Annotated in this window: 19 protein-coding genes; 10 read left to right on the forward strand and 9 right to left on the reverse strand. The window is 60.2% G+C overall.

Going from position 1 to position 20,236, the window contains the following annotated elements; all coding sequences use genetic code 11:
- Positions 1-11 precede the first annotated feature (11 nt).
- The gene (gene hemF / locus AF70_RS24410) at positions 12-926 is read right to left on the reverse strand and encodes an oxygen-dependent coproporphyrinogen oxidase (protein ID WP_018927302.1); all 915 of its coding nucleotides are present in this window, start codon (positions 924-926) and stop codon (positions 12-14) included.
- A gap of 174 nt (positions 927-1,100) precedes the next feature.
- On the opposite strand from hemF, the gene AF70_RS24415 reads away from it, so the two are divergent.
- The gene (locus tag AF70_RS24415) at positions 1,101-2,078 is read left to right on the forward strand and encodes an NADPH:quinone reductase (RefSeq protein WP_028940072.1); all 978 of its coding nucleotides are present in this window, start codon (positions 1,101-1,103) and stop codon (positions 2,076-2,078) included.
- Between the two features lie 153 nt (positions 2,079-2,231).
- On the opposite strand, the gene AF70_RS24420 is transcribed toward AF70_RS24415, so the two are convergent.
- From AF70_RS24420 to AF70_RS24430, 3 genes are all read right to left on the reverse strand, one after another.
- Positions 2,232-2,789, reverse strand: a complete 558-nt coding sequence (locus AF70_RS24420; protein ID WP_019580324.1) for an L-threonylcarbamoyladenylate synthase — start codon at positions 2,787-2,789, stop codon at positions 2,232-2,234.
- Between the two features lie 55 nt (positions 2,790-2,844).
- The gene (dprA, locus tag AF70_RS24425) at positions 2,845-3,951 is read right to left on the reverse strand and encodes a DNA-processing protein DprA (RefSeq protein WP_028940073.1); all 1,107 of its coding nucleotides are present in this window, start codon (positions 3,949-3,951) and stop codon (positions 2,845-2,847) included.
- Positions 3,952-4,031: 80 nt separating this feature from the next.
- A complete protein-coding gene (locus tag AF70_RS24430; RefSeq protein ID WP_019580326.1) occupies positions 4,032-5,057 on the reverse strand; it encodes a LysM peptidoglycan-binding domain-containing protein in 1,026 nt (341 codons plus the stop codon).
- Between the two features lie 169 nt (positions 5,058-5,226).
- On the opposite strand from AF70_RS24430, the gene def reads away from it, so the two are divergent.
- From def to AF70_RS24455, 5 genes are all read left to right on the forward strand, one after another.
- On the forward strand, positions 5,227-5,733 hold the full coding sequence (gene def, locus AF70_RS24435; RefSeq protein WP_007941507.1) for a peptide deformylase: 507 nt from the start codon (positions 5,227-5,229) through the stop codon (positions 5,731-5,733).
- A 70-nt stretch (positions 5,734-5,803) separates the two neighbouring features.
- The gene (gene fmt, locus AF70_RS24440) at positions 5,804-6,763 is read left to right on the forward strand and encodes a methionyl-tRNA formyltransferase (RefSeq protein ID WP_019580327.1); all 960 of its coding nucleotides are present in this window, start codon (positions 5,804-5,806) and stop codon (positions 6,761-6,763) included.
- Entirely contained in the window at positions 6,760-8,070 is a 1,311-nt protein-coding gene (gene rsmB / locus AF70_RS24445) for a 16S rRNA (cytosine(967)-C(5))-methyltransferase RsmB (protein WP_019580328.1), read from the forward strand. The genes fmt and rsmB overlap by 4 nt, the downstream gene beginning before the upstream one ends.
- Before the next feature lie 22 nt (positions 8,071-8,092).
- Positions 8,093-9,466, forward strand: a complete 1,374-nt coding sequence (trkA, locus tag AF70_RS24450) for a Trk system potassium transporter TrkA (RefSeq protein ID WP_018927309.1) — start codon at positions 8,093-8,095, stop codon at positions 9,464-9,466.
- Positions 9,467-9,605: 139 nt separating this feature from the next.
- Complete coding sequence (locus AF70_RS24455) at positions 9,606-9,920, forward strand: tetratricopeptide repeat protein (RefSeq protein ID WP_019580329.1); 315 nt, start codon at positions 9,606-9,608, stop codon at positions 9,918-9,920.
- Between the two features lie 60 nt (positions 9,921-9,980).
- Here AF70_RS24455 and AF70_RS24460 read toward each other — a convergent pair whose 3' ends face one another.
- On the reverse strand, positions 9,981-10,868 hold the full coding sequence (locus tag AF70_RS24460) for a lysophospholipid acyltransferase (protein WP_019580330.1): 888 nt from the start codon (positions 10,866-10,868) through the stop codon (positions 9,981-9,983).
- A gap of 40 nt (positions 10,869-10,908) precedes the next feature.
- On the reverse strand, positions 10,909-11,466 hold the full coding sequence (gene tag, locus AF70_RS24465; RefSeq protein WP_028940074.1) for a DNA-3-methyladenine glycosylase I: 558 nt from the start codon (positions 11,464-11,466) through the stop codon (positions 10,909-10,911).
- An 81-nt stretch (positions 11,467-11,547) separates the two neighbouring features.
- Here tag and glyQ point away from each other — a divergent pair, with 81 nt between their 5' ends.
- The 4 genes from glyQ to AF70_RS24485 all read left to right on the forward strand — a co-directional run bounded on the left by glyQ (position 11,548) and on the right by AF70_RS24485 (position 15,957).
- Complete coding sequence (glyQ, locus tag AF70_RS24470) at positions 11,548-12,501, forward strand: glycine--tRNA ligase subunit alpha (RefSeq protein ID WP_003213601.1); 954 nt, start codon at positions 11,548-11,550, stop codon at positions 12,499-12,501.
- The gene (glyS, locus tag AF70_RS24475) at positions 12,498-14,552 is read left to right on the forward strand and encodes a glycine--tRNA ligase subunit beta (protein ID WP_028940075.1); all 2,055 of its coding nucleotides are present in this window, start codon (positions 12,498-12,500) and stop codon (positions 14,550-14,552) included. Before glyQ ends, glyS begins: the two co-directional genes overlap by 4 nt.
- A gap of 4 nt (positions 14,553-14,556) precedes the next feature.
- Positions 14,557-15,096 (forward strand): D-glycero-beta-D-manno-heptose 1,7-bisphosphate 7-phosphatase, encoded by a 540-nt coding sequence (gmhB, locus tag AF70_RS24480; protein WP_167331188.1) that lies wholly within the window; start codon positions 14,557-14,559, stop codon positions 15,094-15,096.
- 81 nt (positions 15,097-15,177) lie between these two features.
- Positions 15,178-15,957 carry a 1-acyl-sn-glycerol-3-phosphate acyltransferase gene (locus AF70_RS24485; RefSeq protein ID WP_018927315.1) on the forward strand — a complete coding sequence of 260 codons (780 nt, stop codon included), beginning with the start codon at positions 15,178-15,180 and terminating at the stop codon, positions 15,955-15,957.
- Between the two features lie 182 nt (positions 15,958-16,139).
- Here AF70_RS24485 and AF70_RS24490 read toward each other — a convergent pair whose 3' ends face one another.
- From AF70_RS24490 to AF70_RS24500, 3 genes are all read right to left on the reverse strand, one after another.
- A complete protein-coding gene (locus AF70_RS24490; RefSeq protein ID WP_019580334.1) occupies positions 16,140-18,452 on the reverse strand; it encodes a CHASE2 domain-containing protein in 2,313 nt (770 codons plus the stop codon).
- Positions 18,453-18,470: 18 nt separating this feature from the next.
- On the reverse strand, positions 18,471-19,457 hold the full coding sequence (locus AF70_RS24495; RefSeq protein WP_032831056.1) for a FecR domain-containing protein: 987 nt from the start codon (positions 19,455-19,457) through the stop codon (positions 18,471-18,473).
- Positions 19,458-19,798: 341 nt separating this feature from the next.
- Entirely contained in the window at positions 19,799-20,002 is a 204-nt protein-coding gene (locus AF70_RS24500) for a hypothetical protein (protein WP_169342502.1), read from the reverse strand.
- Positions 20,003-20,236 lie beyond the last annotated feature (234 nt).

Raw genomic sequence — 20,236 nt, forward strand, 5'->3', positions numbered from 1 at the left:
GAATTCCTCGTTCAGGCCTTGGCCAACCAATCGCGGTCTTGCAGGAAGTATTCGGTCAGGCGCGCTTCTTCGCTGCCCGGCTCGGCCTTCCAATCGTAGGCCCAGCGTACTTGCGGCGGCAGCGACATCAGAATCGACTCGGTACGCCCGCCCGATTGCAGGCCGAACAGCGTGCCGCGGTCATAGACCAGGTTGAATTCAACGTAACGACCACGGCGAAACTCCTGGAACTCACGCTGTTTGGCGGTGAACGCATCATTCTTGCGACGTTGCACGATCGGCAGGTACGCGTCGATGAACGCATCGCCGATGGCGCGCATGAAGGCGAAGCTGGTATCGAAGTCCCACTCGTTCAAGTCATCGAAAAACAGGCCGCCGATGCCCCGTGGCTCATGGCGATGCTTGATGTGGAAGTAGCTGTCGCACCAAGCCTTGTAGCGCGGGTAAACGTCCGGGCCAAACGGCGCGCAGGCCTGTTCGGCGACGCGGTGCCAATGCACGCAATCTTCTTCATTGCCGTAATAAGGGGTCAGGTCAAAGCCACCACCGAACCACCAGACCGGCTCTTCACCTTCTTTTTCGGCGATGAAAAAGCGCACATTGGCGTGGGACGTCGGCACATGGGGGTTATGCGGGTGAATCACCAACGACACGCCCAAGGCTTCGAAGCCTCGACCGGCCAATTCCGGCCTATGAGCACTGGCGGACGGTGGGAGACCGCTGCCAAACACGTGGGAATAGTTGACGCCGCCCTTTTCGATGACTGCACCGTTCTCAATCACCCGGGTGCGACCACCGCCGCCGGCAGGCCGGGTCCAGGCGTCTTCGACGAAACGCGCGCCGCCGTCTTCGGCTTCGAGGGCAGCGCAAATACGGTCTTGCAGGTCGAGCAGGTAGGCTTTTACGGCCTCGGTGCGGGTAGTCATGGCATCACCTTGAATCGGGCAAAGCTACGCGGCGCTCAAACAGGCCGGCGGCAAATTGCTGCGTAGGATAACACTGCACCTTGTGCCGTCGCAGTTGACGAAGATCAAGCTTGGGAGTTCGATAGGGCGCTTGGCGCTACGACTCTAGAAGCCAAAGACCTAAGGAGAGAGCAGATGGCAAAGCGTATCCAGTTCCGCGTCCATGGCGGCCCCGAAGTGCTCGAATACGTGGATTACCAACCCGCCGAGCCCGGCCCGCAACAAGTACGCGTGACCAACAAGGCCATCGGCCTGAACTTCATCGACACCTATTACCGCAGTGGCCTTTATGCACCGCCAGCCCTGCCATCGGGCCTGGGCGCCGAAGGCGCGGGCGTGGTCGACGCAGTCGGTAGCGAAGTCACCCGCTTCAAGGTTGGCGATCGCGTGGCTTATGGCAGTGGCCCGTTGGGCGCCTACAGCGACGTGCATGTCTTGCCGGAAGCCAACCTGGTGCACCTGCCGGACGCCATCAGCTTCGAACAGGCTGCCGGCGTGATGCTCAAAGGCCTGACCGTGCAATACCTGCTGCGTCAGACATATGAGCTCAAGGGTGGCGAAACCATCCTGTTTCACGCCGCGGCCGGCGGCGTCGGATCGCTTGCCTGCCAATGGGCCAAGGCCCTTGGGGTGAAGCTGATCGGCACGGTCAGTTCAGCGGAAAAAGCCGCCCTGGCAAGAGCCAATGGTGCCTGGGCGACCATCGATTACAGCCATGAGAACGTCGCACAACGCGTACTGGAATTGACTGACGGTAAAAAAGTCCCGGTGGTGTACGACGGTGTAGGCAAAGATACCTGGCTGACATCGCTCGACAGCGTTGCGCCTCGGGGGTTGGTGGTGAGCTTTGGTAATGCTTCAGGCGCAGTCGACGGGGTGAATCTGGGGATTCTCGCGGCCAAGGGTTCGCTGTACGTGACCCGGCCGACGCTGGCGACCTACGCCAACAATGCTGAAAACCTGCAACGCATGGCTGATGAACTATTCGAGATGATCATCAGCGGCAAGCTGAAGGTGGACATCAGCCAGCGGTATCCACTGGCTGATGCAGCGAAGGCGCAGACCGAGTTGTCGGCGCGGCGTACGACTGGTTCGACGATTCTGTTGCCCTGACACCAGACTGTGGCGAGGGGGCTTGTCGGAACGCCGCACCGCCCCGTTCGGGTGCGAAGCGCCCCCCAATGAGCGACGCGTTCTAACTGGCAGACCGCATCATCGGGTTGGGGGCTGCTGCGCAGTCCAACGGGGGCAAGCCCCCTCGCCACATTAATCCGGGCGCACCACGTGCCCCGTCGCCAGATCGCGAATCACGCTCGGATTCTTGCGCCCGCCCAGATGGCCACCGAGCACATAATCAACCTGCCCCCGGAAATACTGCTCCACGCGAATCCGCGTCCGTGCCGCCGGTCGGCCCTGAGGGTTCGCCGAGGTCGACACCAACGGGCCGACCAACGCACACAAGTCCCGCACCACAGGGTGATCGCTGACCCGCAACGCCACTGTTTCATGCACACCGGTAATCCACTGGGGCAATAGATTCTGATGCGGCACCAGCCAGGTGTTGGGACCCGGCCAAGTGCTGGACATGCGATCCATCCACAACTCCGGGAAGTCTTCGAACAGGAAGTCGAACTGACGAATATTGTCGGCCACCAGAATCAGGCCTTTATCCACAGACCGGCCCTTGATCAGCAGCAGCCGATCCACCGCCTCTTCGTTCCACGGGTCGCAACCCAGTCCCCAGACGGCTTCCGTTGGGTAGGCAATGACCGCCCCGGCGCGAATTTCTCGTGCGGCTTGTTGCACACGCCAACTGTTAACCATGAAAAAACTCTCCGGAATAAGGCTCTGCGCAGTTTACCGATCTTCCTTATAAAACCTAGTTTACCCGCGCAAACCATCGACCGCTCTCACAGACCGCCCGGCCATCCATCTCCAGCTCCGTCAGCGCTGCCAGCACTTTCGACAAGGCCCAGCCGCTGGTGACCGCCAGGGCTTCGCTGGTATGAGGCGCCGCGTGGAGCAACATGAGCAGTGGATGAGTCACCGTCGTTTGCGGCGTTTCTGTGGATAACGGCAGCCGTTGCCAGCCGCGCAAGGCCTCAAGGATGTGCTCGATGGTTTCCACCAGCACCGCGCCGTCGCGGATCAGTTGATGACAGCCCTTCGCGCCAGGGTGATGGATCGACCCTGGAATCGCATACACCTCACGCCCCTGTTCCGCCGCCAGTCTCGCGGTGATCAATGAACCGCTGGCGACACTTGCCTCGACCACCAGTACACCAAGGGACAAACCGCTGATGATCCGATTGCGCCGGGGGAAGTTGCTCGGGGAAGGGCCGGCGTCCAGCGGGAACTCCGAAAGTACCGCACTTCCCGAGGCGATCATGGCGTCCGCCAGTCGTCGATTACGCTGTGGATAAAAATTTTCCAGCCCCGTGCCAAGCACCCCGACCGTTTGCCCGCCAACATCCAGAGCCGCCTGATGCGCGGCAGCATCGATGCCCAGAGCCAGACCGCTGGTGATGACAAAACCGGCGCCGGCCAGACTGCGGGAAAATGCGGTGGCAGTGTCCATGCCTGGTCGCGATGCGCGACGGCTGCCGACCATCGCCAACTGCGGTTTTTCCAGAATGCCCGGATCGCCCGCGACGAATAATAGCGGCGGCGCATCACTGATTTGCGCCAGCAGCGCGGGGTAGTCAGGTTGGTCCCACATCAGTAAATGCTGGCCCGGACGCTCTAGCCAGGCCAATGCGTGGCTGGCGCCATCACGAATTTCACTGCAGCGCCGGGCCTGCGCGCAAGCGAGGGGCAGGCCCAACGCGCGCCAGGCACTGGCCGGTGCGCTGATGGCTTTGGAGGCAGAACCGAAAGCCTCCAGCAACTTCTTGAAACGTGCCGGACCGAGTTCAGGCAAAAGGTGCAGGCGTAAACGGGCTTCCAGTTCCGCAGGGGAAACGGACGTACAGGCAGACAGCGACATGGATCATCCTTGATCGTTATAAGGTCCCGTAGAATCGGGAATAAGCTGTGGATAACTCTGTTGGTAACTTGTGAGCAGGCTTAAGGATTTCGCACCTTGTCCATCACCGCCAAGGAGCGCGATGCGTTGAGCACCAGCCCGTAGCTGAGCTTGTCGTAGGTGCGGAATACCATCAGCAGGCCGGCCCGTTCGTCGGGGATTTTCAAGGGCTGACCGGTGATCCGGTCGCGCACGGTTTCGCCGGTTTTCATCACCACCAGCACATTGCCCTCGGCCAGGCCATCGCGCTGCCCTTTGTTCAGCGTGACGACATCCAGCGCGCCAATCTGGGTGACCCCACGCGGCACATCGATGATCAGGCCATTGATGTCGGTGGTTGGCGCACTGGGCATGAAGGTCGAATTGATCGAGCGCTCTTCGCCGCTGAACAACCGGTCGCCGAGTCGCACCTCCTGAGTGGTGCGTTGCAGGGCCAGGGTGGCGACGTCACCTTCAGTGGCAATGATCTCGCCGCCGCCGATGTCGTCGGCGTTGATCCCCAGGAACTCCTTGCTCTGCGGATCGGTGTAGACCTTGCCCTGACGAAAGATGCCGTAGACCGACTGCGCCGGATCGAAATGGCCGCGCGCGAAGATTCGATCGCCGGTGCCGCTGAGCACCCGTTCGGCGTCGCCGGCAACGATGTACGGCGCCTTGTCGAAATCCTCGACCTTGTCGACGATACGATTGCTCAACAGAAAACTGTTGATCGACTTCAGCGGAATGCTCGGGATGGCGTCGGCCACCGGTGAACTGCGGACTCGTGGCGACAGCTTGATGGTGCCCCGGGAAGCGCCGCGGTTGAGGGTCAGGCGTGGCTGACCGTTGACGTAGACCAGCGACAGCGTATCGCCGGGATAGATGAGATTGGGGTTTTCAATCTGTGGATTGGCTTGCCAAAGCTGCGGCCACTGCCACGGCTCACGCAGGTATTTGCCGGAAATGTCCCAGAGTGTGTCCCCTGCCACCACGGTGTATTGCTGTGGAAAACCTTCCCTGAGTTGCACTTGCCCATGCGCAAAACCGGCCGAGGCCAGAAGGAGCAAGGCGAGTAGTGATTTCCTCATGCGGTGAATCCCTTTATTATGTACGTTCGCGTGAAACGCCAGAGCCCTCGTGGCTCGCCTCCGGCTCATTATTGAAAAACCGGAAGCTACGTTCACAACGGTAGCCTGCATCTTCGGACTCGCCAGGCCATCGACCCGACTTTACCTCACACGTGCAGCAATTAAGCTTATGGCCATTTTAGACATCCTCGAATTCCCCGATTCGCGCCTGCGCACTATCGCCAAACCAGTGGCCGTAGTGGACGACGAAGTGCGTCAGTTGGTCGATGACATGTTTGAAACAATGTATGAAGCGCCAGGCATCGGCCTCGCCGCTACCCAGGTCAACGTGCACAAACGTATCGTCGTGATGGACCTCTCCGAAGACCGCAGCGAACCGCGGGTGTTCATCAACCCCGAGTTCGAAACCCTGACCGACGAGATGGGCCAATACCAGGAAGGCTGCCTCTCGGTGCCGGGCTTCTACGAAAACGTCGATCGCCCGCAAAAGGTCAAGATCAAGGCCCTGGACCGCGACGGCCAGCCTTACGAACTGATCGCCGAAGGTCTGCTCGCCGTGTGCATCCAGCATGAATGCGACCACCTCAACGGCAAGTTGTTCGTCGATTACCTGTCCACGCTCAAACGCGACCGGATCAAGAAGAAACTGGAAAAGCTCCACCGCCAGAACGCTTGATGCCCTTCTTTCAAAGGCTTGCCGCGGCAAGCCTTTTTCTTTTCAAGATGCTTTGCAATTGAGAGCTTCCATGACTGAGCCACTGCGCATTGTCTTTGCCGGCACCCCGGAATTCGCCGCCGAACACCTCAAGGCCCTGCTGGGCAGTCCTTACGAGATCGTTGCGGTCTACACCCAACCAGACCGTCCGGCGGGCCGTGGGCAGAAGCTGATGCCAAGCCCGGTCAAGCAATTGGCTCTGGAGCACAACATCCAGGTGTTGCAACCGCCAACCCTGCGCAACGAAGACGCTCATGCGGAACTGGCCGCGCTGAAACCGGATTTAATGGTGGTGGTCGCCTACGGCCTGATCCTGCCGCAAGTGGTGCTGGATATCCCACGCCTGGGTTGCATCAACAGCCACGCCTCCCTGCTGCCACGCTGGCGCGGTGCGGCGCCGATCCAGCGTGCCGTTGAAGCGGGCGACAGCGAAAGCGGCGTGACCGTGATGCGCATGGAAGCCGGCCTCGATACCGGGCCGATGCTGCTCAAGGTCACCACGCCGATCAGCGCCGAAGACACCGGCGGCAGCCTCCACGATCGCCTCGCAGAGATGGGCCCACCGGCCGTGATCCAGGCGATTGCCGGCCTGGCTGCGGGCACACTGGAAGGCGAAGTGCAGGACGACAGCCTCGCCACCTATGCACACAAATTGAACAAGGACGAAGCGCGCATCGACTGGAACCGCCCGGCGGTTGAGCTGGAGCGTCTGGTTCGCGCCTTCAATCCATGGCCGATCTGCCACAGCACGCTGAACGGCGAAGCGCTGAAAGTGTTGGCCGCAAGCCTGGCCGAAGGGCAGGGCGCACCGGGGAAAATCCTCAGCGCCAGCAAGGACGGCTTGATCGTCGCCTGCGGTGAACAGGCGCTGTGCCTGACCCGTCTGCAATTACCCGGCGGCAAGGCACTGAACTTCAGCGACTTGTTCAACAGCCGTCGTGAGAAATTTGCCGTCGGCACCGTCCTCGGTCAAACGGCAGACGCTCAATGAACCCACGTCTGGCCGCCGCCAAGGCACTTGCTGCAGTTCTTAACGGAAAAGCCTCACTCAACAGTTCTCTGCCGACACAAATGGACAAGGTTGAAGACCGCGATCGCGGCTTCACCCAGGACTTGGCCTTCGGCACGGCTCGCTGGCAGCCGCGTTTGTCGGCGCTGGCGGCCAAATTGCTGCAGAAGCCGTTCAAGGCGGCTGATGCCGATGTCGAGGCGCTGTTGCTGGTGGGGCTTTATCAGCTGCTCTATACCCGCGTCCCGGCTCACGCCGCCATCGGCGAAACCGTCGGTTGTGCCGATAAACTGAAAAAGCCGTGGGCCAAAGCCTTGCTCAACGCCGTGCTGCGCCGCGCCCAACGGGAAAGCGAAGCGCTGCTGGCCGAGCTGGAACGCGACCCGGTGGTGCGCACCGCCCACCCGCGCTGGCTGCAAAAATCCCTCAAGGCCTTCTGGCCTGAACAATGGGAAGCCATTTGCGCAGCGAACAACGCACACCCGCCGATGATTCTGCGGGTCAACCGTCGTCATCACACTCGCGACGCTTACCTTGGCTTGCTGAGTGACGCTGGCGTGGCCGCCAAGCCCTGTATTTATAGTCGCGACGGCATCATTCTCGACGCCGCCGCCGACGTACGCAGCCTGCCTGGGTTCGCTGAAGGCTGGATCAGCGTGCAGGACGAAGCCGCTCAATTGGCCGCCGATCTGCTGGACCTCGCGCCGGGCCAACGGGTGCTGGACGCCTGCTGCGCACCGGGCGGCAAGACCTGCCACATCCTTGAGGCCGAGCCCAAACTGGCCGGCGTGGTGGCTGTGGATCTGGAAGCCAAGCGTCTGGTGCGGGTGCGGGAAAACCTCGCACGCCTGGGCCTGAGCGCAGAATTGATTGCCGCCGACGGTCGCGATACCGCCACCTGGTGGGACGGCAAACCGTTCCAGCGCATTCTGCTCGACGCGCCATGCTCGGCCACCGGGGTGATCCGCCGTCACCCGGATATCAAACTAACCCGCCAACCCGACGACATCGCCGCACTGGCGGTGCTTCAGGGCGAACTGCTCGACGCCATGTGGATAACTCTGGAGGTGGGCGGCATTCTGCTTTACGCCACCTGCTCCACGCTGCCGACCGAAAACACCGAAGTCATCGAAGCGTTCCTCGCCCGCACGCCAGGCGCCCGTGAACTGGACCTCGCCACGGCCGCCGGCATCAAGCAGCCCCATGGTCGCCAGTTGCTGGCCCAGGAAGGCGGCCACGACGGGTTCTACTACGCCAAGCTGATCAAGATTGCCGCCGCGCGCGGTTAACCGGGTTTAAGGGAGTGACTGGATGAAGATCATCATCCTCGGCGCAGGGCAGGTCGGCGGTTCGCTGGCAGAACACTTGGCCAGCGAGGCCAACGACATCACCGTGGTCGACACCGATGGCGAACGCCTGCGCGACCTCGGCGATCGGCTGGACATCCGCACCGTGCAGGGTCGCGGCTCGCTGCCGACCGTGCTGCGGCAGGCTGGTGCCGACGACGCTGATATGCTGGTGGCCGTGACCAACAGTGACGAAACCAACATGGTCGCCTGCCAGGTCGCCCACACCCTGTTCCACACCCCCACCAAGATCGCCCGGGTCCGCGAAGCCGCGTACCTGACCCGTGCCGAACTGTTCGACAATGAAGCGATTCCGGTCGACGTGCTGATCAGTCCGGAACAGGTAGTCACCAATTACATCAAGCGCCTGATCCAGCATCCGGGCGCATTGCAGGTGATCGACTTCGCCGAAGGCAAAGCGCAGCTGGTAGCGGTCAAGGCGTACTACGGCGGGCCGCTGGTGGGCCAGCAATTGCGCCAGTTACGCGAACACATGCCGAATGTCGAAACCCGCGTCGCGGCGATTTTCCGTCGTGACCGGCCGATCCTGCCCCAGGGCGATACGGTGATCGAGGCTGACGACGAAGTGTTTTTCATCGCCGCCAAAGCGAACATTCGCGCAGTGATGAGCGAAATGCGCCGCCTCGATGAAAGCTACAAACGCATCGTCATCGCCGGTGGCGGGCAGATCGGTGAACGCCTGGCCGAGGCCATCGAAAGCCGTTACCAGGTGAAGATCATCGAGATGAACCCGGCCCGCTGCCGCTACCTCTCGGACAACCTCGACAGCACCGTGGTGTTGCAGGGCAGTGCTTCGGATCGGGATCTGCTGCTGGAAGAGAACATCGCCGACGCCGATATTTTCCTCGCCCTGACCAACGACGACGAAGCCAACATCATGTCTTCGCTGCTGGCCAAACGCCTGGGCGCGAAGAAGGTGATGACGATCATCAACAACCCGGCCTACGTCGACCTGATCCAGGGCGGCGACATCGACATCGCCATCAGTCCGCAACTGGCGACCATCGGCACTTTGCTGGCCCACGTCCGGCGCGGGGACATTGTCAGCGTGCACTCACTGCGCAGGGGCGCGGCGGAAGCCATCGAGGCAATTGCCCACGGCGATGCGAAGTCGAGCAAGGTGATAGGCAAGGCCATCGAAAACATCGGCCTGCCACCGGGCACCACCATCGGCGCGATCATCCGCGACGAAGAAGTGATCATCGCCCACGACGACACCGTGATCGAAACCGGCGACCATGTGATTCTGTTCCTTGTGGATAAGAAGCATATTCGGGACGTGGAGAAGCTGTTCCATGTGGGGCTGAGCTTCTTCTGATCCGAAGGCCTCTTCGCGGGCAAGCCTCGCTCCAGGTTTGAGCCGTCCAGCTATTATGCGAACGACTGAACCGTGTAGGAGCGAGGCTTGCCCGCGAAGGCGATTTCGAACTCCCCCAAAAAACCAGAGGTGCCACCCAATGATCGAATCCCTGGAAAAAATGCTCGCCAAGGGTGTGGATAACTCATTGCTGCGCTTCGGCCTGGGCAAGGGTTATCTGGATCTTGGGGAAAACGCCAAGGCCGCAGAGCATTTCCAACGCTGCGTCGAGTTCGATCCGAAGTATTCGGCAGCCTGGAAGCTCTTGGGCAAGGCCCATTTGGCGCTGGCGGATTACGCGGCGGCGCGGCAGGCCTGGGAACAGGGCCTGGAAGCCGCCCGCGCTCATGGCGACAAGCAGGCGGAGAAAGAGATGACGGTGTTTCTGAAAAAGCTTGAGCGACAGACGCACTGATCAGCGATAACGCAGGCCAAGATCAATAGAACGCAGCCTGCTGAGTTATCCACAGCAGCGTCAATACCAGCGTGCTTCGCCCGGTGGACGCTTCTTGAAGCGCTTCATGCTCCACATGTACTGGCTCGGATAAGCCCGCACGTAGCGCTCGACTACCTGGCTCATGGCCGCGCAGGAGGTTTCGGTATCGGTGCTGTACATGGCCTCTGGCGCGGCTTCGAGAATCACTTTGTAACCCGAACCGTCCGGCAGCCGCAGGGCATGCAGGAACACGCCGACCGCTTTGCCACCGGCGAGCATGTTCGGCACGAATTTGCTGGTCAGGGCCTGAGTGGCGAAGAACGGCACGAAGATCCCGGCGGATTCGGCCGGTTCCGGGTCAGCCGGAATGCCCACCGCGCCACCCTTGCGCACTTCCTTGATCACGCTGAGGATGCCTTCCTTGGTGGAAGCCGCCACCCGGTTACCCAATTGCACCCGCTGCTTGCGCAGCAACTCATCCACCGCCTTCAGTTTTGGCGGGCGGTAGAAAATGATCGGTTTGCACTGGCTGCAATAGAAGTGGTTCAACACTTCCCAGTTGCCCAGGTGGCTGGTGATGCCAACCACGCCTTTACCGGACGCCAACGCCTCTTTCAAAACGTCGAGGCCTTCGACTTCGCGCACCAGTTCAATGGAACGCTGGGCCGGCCAGATCCACGCGCAGGCGCTTTCAGTCAGAGACTTGCCGATGTCTTTCAGGCTTTGACCCACCAGACGCTCACGCTCGGCCGGGTCCATCTGCGGAAAGCACTTGGCGAGGTTGATCCGCACCACGTCGCGGGAACGGTTGGGGGTTTTCCACATGATCCAGCCAATCGCCGAACCCACCGCCTGCACTGCCCGCCATGGCAGTAGGGCAAACAGTCGCAGAGCGCCTACCAGCAAGGCGCCTTTAAACTTATCCACAGGTCACTCCTGATCTTGTGCTGTGCGCGAGGCGGCTATTCTAACCGCCGTTCGCCAACGTGGCGTAGCGATCGCAATCCAGAGTGTGGTCCATGACCATGCCTGAAGCCTGCATCAGCGCGTAACAAATGGTCGGGCCGACGAACGTGAAGCCGGCTTTTTTCAGGCCTTTACTCATCTCGATGGCGGCCGGTGTCACCGCCGGCACTTCACTGCGATCCTTGAAATGATTGATCACCGGCGTGCCGCCGACGAACGACCAGAGAAACCCCACCGGGTCTTCCAGCTCCAGCCAGGCCTGGGCATTGCGCCGGGCTGCGTTGAGTTTGAGACGATTGCGGATGATCCCCGGATCGAGCATCAGTTCATCGATTTCCGCATCGCTCATCTGCGCCACGCGCTGCACGTCGAAGCCGAACAGCACCTCGCGATAACGCTCTCGCTTGCGCAATACAGTGATCCAGGAAAGCCCGGCCTGGAACCCTTCGAGCAAAAGCAACTCGAACAATCCCTGCGCATCGCGTAGCGGCGTGCCCCACTCCTGATCGTGATAAGCCATGTACAGCGGATCTTCGGTACACCAAAAGCAGCGTGGCATAAGGCTCCAGGGGGCGTGCGCAGGACCGAATCGGGTATACTCCCGCTCTTTAAATCGCAGCCCAAGAAACAGGTGAATTTCGTGAGCCAGCCTACGCCAGCCGTGCGTACCTTCCAAGACTTGATCCTCGCCCTCCAGCAATACTGGGCCGAGCAAGGTTGTGTGGTACTTCAGCCCTACGATATGGAAGTAGGCGCCGGCACTTTCCACACTGCCACGTTCCTGCGCGCCATTGGCCCGGAAACCTGGAACGCCGCTTATGTGCAGCCCAGTCGTCGCCCGACTGACGGCCGCTACGGTGAAAACCCGAACCGTCTGCAGCACTACTATCAGTTCCAGGTAGTGCTGAAGCCGAACCCGGACAACTTCCAGGAACTGTACCTGGGCTCCCTCAAGCACGTGGGTCTGGACCCGCTGGTGCATGACATCCGTTTCGTCGAAGACAACTGGGAGTCGCCAACGCTGGGCGCCTGGGGTCTGGGCTGGGAAGTCTGGCTCAACGGCATGGAAGTGACGCAGTTCACTTACTTCCAGCAAGCGGGCGGCATTGAGTGCTACCCGGTGACCGGCGAGATCACTTACGGTCTGGAGCGTCTGGCCATGTACCTGCAAGGCGTGGACTCGGTCTACGACCTGGTCTGGGCTGACGGTCCGTTCGGCAAGGTGACCTACGGCGACGTGTTCCACCAGAACGAAGTGGAGCAGTCGACCTACAACTTCGAACACGCCAACGTCGAGAAGCTGTTCGAACTGTTCGACTTCTATGAAAGCGAAGCCAAGCGCCTGATCGAACTCGACCAGCCGCTGCCGTTGCCGAGCTACGAAATGGTGTTGAAGGCTTCCCACACCTTCAACCTGCTGGATGCGCGCCGGGCGATCTCGGTGACCGCGCGTCAGCAATACATTCTGCGTGTACGCACCCTGGCGCGTTCCGTTGCGCAAGCCTACCTGCTGGCTCGCGCCAAGCTGGGCTTCCCGATGGCGACCCCGGACCTGCGTGATGAAGTACTGGCCAAGCTGGAGGCTGCACAATGAGTGCTCAAGATTTTCTGGTTGAACTGGGCACCGAAGAACTGCCACCCAAAGCCCTGAACACCCTGGCCGAGGCATTCCTGGCCGGTATCGACAAAGGCCTGCAAGCCGCTGGCCTGAGCTACGAGAGCAAAACCGTCTACGCCGCGCCGCGTCGTCTGGCCGTGCTAATCACCGCGCTGGCAACCCAGCAGCCGGATCGCAGCATCAACCTCGACGGCCCGCCACGCCAGGCTGCGTTTGATGCCGAAGGCAACCCGACTCAAGCAGCCCTGGGCTTCGCCAAGAAGTGCGGTGTAGAACTGAGCGAAATCGATCAGAGCGGCCCGAAGCTGCGCTACAGCCAAAGCATCGCCGGCAAGCCGACCGCGAGCCTGATGCCGACCATCGTCGAAGATTCCCTGAACGACCTGCCTATCCCCAAGCGCATGCGCTGGGGTGCTCGCAAGGAAGAATTCGTTCGTCCGACCCAATGGTTGGTGATGCTGCTCGGTGACCACGTCATCGACTGCACCATCCTCGCCCAGAAGGCCGGCCGTGATTCCCGTGGTCACCGCTTCCACCACCCTGAAAGCGTGCGCATCACCTCGCCGGCCAACTACCTGAACGATCTGCGTGCTGCTTATGTACTGGCCGATGCCAACGAGCGTCGCGAGCTGATCAACAAGCGCACCGAAGAACTGGCGACCATGCAGGAAGGTACGGCGATCGTTCCGCAAGCCTTGCTCGACGAAGTGACCGCGCTGGTTGAATGGCCGGTGCCACTGGTGTGCTCGTTCGAAGAACGTTTCCTCGACGTGCCGCAAGAAGCGCTGATCACCACCATGCAGGACAACCAGAAGTACTTCTGCCTGCTGGATGCCGACGGCAAGTTGCTGCCACGTTTCATTACCGTGGCCAACATCGAAAGCAAGGATGCGCAGCAGATCATCGCCGGTAACGAGAAAGTGGTTCGCCCACGCCTGACCGACGCCGAGTTCTTCTTCAAGCAAGACAAGAAGCAAAAACTCGAAGAATTCAATCTGCGTCTGCAGAACGTGGTGTTCCAGGAAAAACTCGGCAGTGTCTACGACAAGGCCGAGCGCGTGTCGAAGCTGGCGGCCTACATCGCCGCTCGCATCGGCGGTAACGCTTCCTGGGCGGCGCGTGCCGGCCTGTTGTCCAAGTGCGACCTGGCGACCGAGATGGTCGGTGAGTTCCCGGAAATGCAAGGTGTCGCCGGTTACTACTACGCCCTCAACGACGGCGAGCCGGAAGACGTCGCCCTGGCGCTGAACGAGCAGTACATGCCGCGCGGTGCCGGCGCTGAACTGCCGACCACCCTGACCGGTGCGGCCGTGGCCATTGCCGACAAGCTCGACACCCTGGTGGGCATTTTCGGTATCGGCATGCTGCCGACTGGTAGCAAAGACCCGTATGCCCTGCGCCGTGCCGCGCTGGGTGTGTTGCGGATCCTGATCGACAAAAAGCTCGACCTCGACCTGAACGACGCCGTGGCCTTCGCCGTGAATGCGTTCGGTGCCAAGGTCAAGGCTGCCGGCCTTAATGACGCGGTGCTGGAGTTCATCTTCGACCGTCTGCGTGCCCGTTACGAAGACGAAGGCGTGGACGTCGCAACCTACCTGTCGGTACGTGCCCTGAAGCCGGGTTCGGCCCTGGACTTCGACCAGCGTGTACAAGCGGTAGAAGCGTTCCGCAAATTGCCGGAAGCCGCCGCCCTGGCCGCCGTGAACAAGCGCGTGTCGAACCTGCTGAGCAAAGTCGAAGGCTCCGTGCCGACGGTCGTTGAAGCCAAGTACTTCGACAACGCCAACGAGTTCTCGCTGTATTCGGCGATCCAGCAGGCGGACCAGGCTGTGCAGCCAATGGCCGCTGCCCGTCAATACAGCGAATCGCTGGCGCGTCTGGCCGCATTGCGCGAGCCAGTGGATGCGTTCTTCGAAGCCGTGATGGTCAACGCCGAAGACGCCAAGGTGCGAGCCAACCGCTATGCGCTGCTGGCGCGTCTGCGTGGGTTGTTCCTCGGCGTCGCCGACATTTCGTTGCTGGGCTGAGGGGCTGCTGTTGAAACTGCTGATTCTCGATCGGGACGGGGTGATCAATTACGACTCCGACGCGTACATCAAGTCGGTGGAGGAGTGGATTCCACTCCCCGGTTCGATCGAAGCGATCGCGCAGTTGAGCAAGGCCGGCTGGACGGTGGCGGTCGCCACCAACCAGTCGGGCATCGCTCGCGGCTATTACGACATCGCCACCCTGGAGACCATGCACGCGCGCTTGCGCGAGTTGGTGGCGGAGCAGGGCGGCGAAGTCGGGCTGATCGTCTATTGCCCGCACGGGCCAGACGATGGCTGCGATTGCCGCAAGCCAAAACCCGGGATGTTGAAAACCATCGCCGCGCATTACAACGTTTCGCTGACGAATCTATGGTTCGTCGGCGATACTCTCGGTGACCTGGAGGCCGCCAAAGCCGTCGACTGTCAGCCAGTTTTGGTAAAGACCGGGAAAGGCGAAAAGACTCAGGGCAAGACCCTACCGGCAGGCACCTTGATTTTTGACGATCTGGCGGCGATTGCCGCAGAACTTATCCACAACTAAGGCTCTTCTGACATCCTGGCCAAGGACTGATCGGGAGTGCGCTTGAATAGGCGGGCAGTGCCCGCAACGGTAAATGTCGCCATGTCGATACTGCAGGCCATCAGAACTTTCCTCTTTTACCTGCTGCTGGGCACCAGTTCGTTGCTCTGGTGCACCCTGAGCTTTTTTATCGCGCCGTTTCTGCCATTCAAGGCGCGTTATCGCTTTATCAACGTGTATTGGTGCCGCTGCGCCTTGTGGCTGAGCAAAGTCTTTCTGGGTATTCGCTACGAAGTGAAGGGCGCCGAGAATGTGCCTGAACAGCCCTGCGTGATTCAGTCGAACCACCAGAGCACCTGGGAGACGTTCTTTCTCTCGGCCTACTTCGAACCGTTAAGCCAGGTGCTCAAGCGCGAATTGCTCTACGTGCCGTTTTTCGGCTGGGCCATGGCCATGCTGCGGCCGATCGCCATCGACCGTGACAACCCGAAAGCTGCGCTCAAGCATGTAGCAAAGAAGGGCGATGAACTGCTCAAGGACAATGTCTGGGTGCTGATTTTCCCAGAAGGGACTCGCGTTCCCTACGGCACCATCGGCAAGTTCTCCCGAGGCGGCACCGCGTTGGCCGTCAATGCGTCATTGCCCGTGCTGCCGATTGCACACAATGCCGGCAAGTTCTGGCCAAAAACCGGTTGGGCCAAAAAGCAGGGCGTGATTACCGTGATCATCGGCGCGCCAATGTACGCCGAGGGTAGCGGGCCACGGGCCATCGCCGACCTGAATGACCGGGTGCAGGCCTGGAACGAACAGATGCAACGCGAAATGGGTTCGCTGCCAGCAGCCCCGGCGGCACCAAGTGCAACCGATCAAGTGACTGTCTGAGATTCTGTGGATAACCTGTGTACCGTTTTGTTGAAAATCGCTGTATTTCGTTTTTAAGCTTTTGATTTGCATACATATTTCTTAAGCAAATAAAACTTCGGAAAACGTGCATAAGTTTTTTTCGGACGTAAAAAAACCGGCTGATATAGCCGGTTTTTTTATGCCTGTGAAAAAGATCAGGCTCACTCGCTCAATAGGGGCAGCTGGACACTGAACGTCGTACCTTGCCCCACCACGCTATGACAGGAAATCCGCCCGCCGTGACGATCCACCACCGCCTTGACCATGGACAACCCCAGCCCCAGGCCGTCACTGCCGTGAGCCGATGCAAAACGTCGATACTGACTGAACAACTCGGGGAGTTCTTCGACGGCAATCCCTCGGCCCTGGTCGGCGATCTCGCACGTCAACCAACCCTCGGCACAACTCACCCGCACGCTGATCCGCGAACCTGCCGGACTGTACTTGATGGCATTTTCCAGCAGGTTGAACAGTGCCCGTGTCAGTAACGACTGATCGGCCAGGACCAGCGCTTCAGCATCTTCGTCGAGGTCATGCAGCAACTGAATGTTCTTCAGATGAGCGATGCTCGAGGCCTGGTCGAAGGTATCGAGCAGCAACATCGCGAACATACTCGGCTGAAACTGATAGGCCTCGGATTCAGCCTTTGCCAACTGCACAAAGGCCTCGGTCAGGTTCAGCGCCTTGCGTACTTGTAATTCGATCTGACTGAACACTTGAGTGTCGCCAGACACCTGATGCCGCTGAACGTCGAGCAAAGCCAGAATCGCCGAGTGGGGGGCCCTCAGGTCATGAGACAGAAAACGCAGCAACACGGCCCGCTGCTCCTCGGCGTCCCGTTCGACGCTCAAGTCAGTGAGGCTCAGTAACCAGCCAATCACCGAGTCGCCCTCGGCCGGCAACAGCGGCGCCAGGTCCAGACGCAGGCTGCGTGCCTGAGTGTCACGAAATTCCAGCGGCTCCAGGGTCGACAACGCCGGTAGCGTTCCATCGGACGGCACCGGGTAACCCAACTCGCTCAGTTGCTCGAGCATCTCCTCGCCCACCAGGCTGCTGGAAAATATCTCTCGAGCCTTACGGTTGGCCAACAGAATGCGCCCGTTCGGATCGCTGATCAGCGTCGCCACCGGCAAGTACTCAAGGCCATCGGCAATGAAACGCCGGGTGTCACGTGTCCGGCTCATGGCCTGTTCCAGCGCGACGATTTGCCCTTGCAGCACATCGCCAGCCGGAGCCTGGGTACGGCGGCGTTCGGGAAACACTTTCGGCTCGCTGTCCAGACGCGCCAGTTCCCAGCCGAAATAGGCGAGCACCGCATTCAGCCTTCGCCAATTCCAGATCAGGTAACCCAACAGCATACCCAGCAGACTCGCGGCCGGTGACCACCACCAGCCAAGACGTAACAGCAGGCTCGAACCCAGCAGCGCGACCGCCATTGCCCCCAGGGTCAGCCATAACGCGCGACGCGGACGCACCAACATCAGGCCCAGCAACTCACCGACAATCACCACCGATAACAACGCCGCCAAACGTTCATCGAGAGCCACAATGTTGCGCTGTTGCAGCAGCCCATTGAGGATATTTGCCTGAATTTCGATGCCCGGGGTGGTGCCCATGCTCGCCGATTGCGGTGTCACGTAACGGTCCCCCAAACCTGGAGCGGTGGAGCCGATCAGGATCAAGCGATCGCGCAGCAATTCGGGCGGGACTTCACCGCGCAAGACGCTGACGTAGGGCACACTGGGAAAACCCGCATCGGAACGGATGAAAGGAATCCGTATTTCGTGGGCTCGCTGCCAGCCTTGTGTCGACGGCAGGGCCGGGGTCCCGGGCATCGGTACATTCTCCTTGTCGGCAAGGGTCTGTTCGTACAGCAGCCAGGCCAGTTGCGCACGTGTTTGTTGTGCCGGTCCTTCGCTTAAGTACACACTGCGAACGATCCCGTCGGCATCCGCTTGGGCATTGATGTGCCCGACGCCTTTGGCGCAATGGCTCAGTGGCGCCACCGGTTCAATTTCCCCCAAAGGCTGTCCATAACGCGCCACGCCTTCACGCAGCAACGGCACGAAGACATTTCCGGCACGGCAGGCCGCCTGGGCCAGAAGCTGATCGTTGCCGGGATGGCTATCGGGCTCGCTGAAAATTACGTCGAACAGAATGCCTTTGGCGTTCGCAGCGCCTAGCCGATCAAGCAACTGCGCGTGCATGGCCCGCGACCAAGGCCATTTGCCTAGCTGCTGCAAGCTGTAGTCATCGATCGTGACGATGAGTATTCGTGGGTCCACCGGCAGCGGGCTCAGCCGACGCAGGTTGTCGTACAGCAGATTGCTCAAGACCAGGCCATGGGTCATGGACAGCACTGCCGTCAGCGGCAACAGGATCAGGCTGACCCACAGCCACTCGCGGACCATTCGCCGAAACAGCCGCTGAGCCTGGGTCGGCTCGCGACCATCCTTCCTTGGGCGGCCCTTCATCGGTCGTCGGCCAGGGCGCTATTGGACACGCGTGGTCCTGGGGTAATAGAAAATGTCATACACCCCGGTCTCTCCTTCTAACCCCTGAGCGTCATACGCCGACAGGCGAACATGGTAGAACAACGCCTTCAACCCGCTGAATTTGACCTCGGGCGTGCTGGAAAACTGCTCTTGCTTGATGTCCAGAAAGGCCGCGTCGGTGGCCACTTGCGCCCGATAACGCGTGGCGCCTTCGATGGGCTTCATGATCAATTGCCAGACAGGCACATTACCCGTTTGACCGGCCTGCCCCAACAAACGTGGGGCAGGTAACAAGTCGATTGGCGTCAACGTGCCTTGTTTCTGAATACGCAAGCCCTGACGGGCCATGACCTGGACTTCATCATCCTCAGGGCCCTGAGTCCGTTTGGCAGTGGAGCGGGCAGAGCGGGGGCGCGACAGTTCCTCATCACGATTGACCGCCACGTGCCCGTTCAGCACTTCCAGTAATGCCTGGCCACCATCATCGTTGCGCACCCGGAAGTGCGTACCCCGTACGCCCAGTACACCGACCGGCGTGACGATCTGAAAACGATCATGGTCGCTGGCACGCTTGATCACATACGACTCGACCTGGCCCTGCTCGAGGATAACCTGAGGGATCGAATGTTCTTCATTGAGGTGTAGCGTGATCTGGGAGCTGGAAGGCAGCACTACCCGCGAGCCATCGCCCAGGGACAGGCTGACAAACGCCGAGGGTGAAGTCTTGATGCCTTCCTGCTCGTCGATCGGCATGCCTTCCTGCAGTGGCGTCTGTCTGCCTTTAGCATCCAGCTTCCAGGCTTCGCCAGTCAGGTGCTCGACAGTCGCGGGCAGCGGTTGGCCGCGACATTGTTGATTGTCATCGATATAAGGCAGACGTTTTGCCGAGGCGGCAGCCGCCGATGCACTCTGGGTGAACAATTCCATCAACCCGGCAACCAGTAAAAGACAAACGCCAGAACGGCGTGGGAGCAATAAGGTCATGAGGTTCATGGATTGGCTTTTATGCTCTTATACAAATCATGCCGGGAAACGCCCGCGCTGACGCACGATACCTGACCGGATGCTCTGGCAGATAGCCATGGGCGCAAAGGAAATGAGATGACACATCCCTGTGTCAGAACTGAGCAGGCACTCCATGTGTTTTCCCCTGAACTGCAGACCCGCCGAAAACCGGCGATCGACGGTCCTGCAGTTTGGCATTGACGCTCCCTGCGTCGGAGCACATCCCAATGCCCCTGTGCCGCTCAGCGAAAACGAATTTACCGGCATAAGCGACCTTGCGCGGTCATTCTCAATATTTGTTCAGAATTGACTGAAGGCGCCTAAAACACCCAACGTTGTTGCGCCGAGCGAATGTCGAGCTGGGCGGCTTCTACCTGTGCGGAGTGCACCGGGGCAAAGCCTGGCGAGTCGCCCATCACCGTGTTCGTCTCTGCCGGGCCGAAGTAACGCGGTGTAACATTCTGCTCGATGACTGATATTGACTGGACCGTGGTGCATCCCAATCCGAGACCCGCGGCCAACATCAACGCTGCTAATCTTGTAAACCCGTTAAAGATAATCTTTAGACGCATTTTTTCCCACAGTCCCTCTGGAGCATTCTGCCGATCATTCATCACCTACCGGCTAAGTGATATCAGCGTATCCACACTTGGGAAGTTCACAGCAATTCGCCACAATTGTTCAGATTCAATCAATCAGCCTAAACTCCCGCAGGAATTTTCTTAACCGTTGCACTTACGAGATGAAGGAAGCACTCG

The organism is Pseudomonas sp. KD5 (genome assembly GCF_012932895.1).
GTDB lineage: Bacteria > Pseudomonadota > Gammaproteobacteria > Pseudomonadales > Pseudomonadaceae > Aquipseudomonas.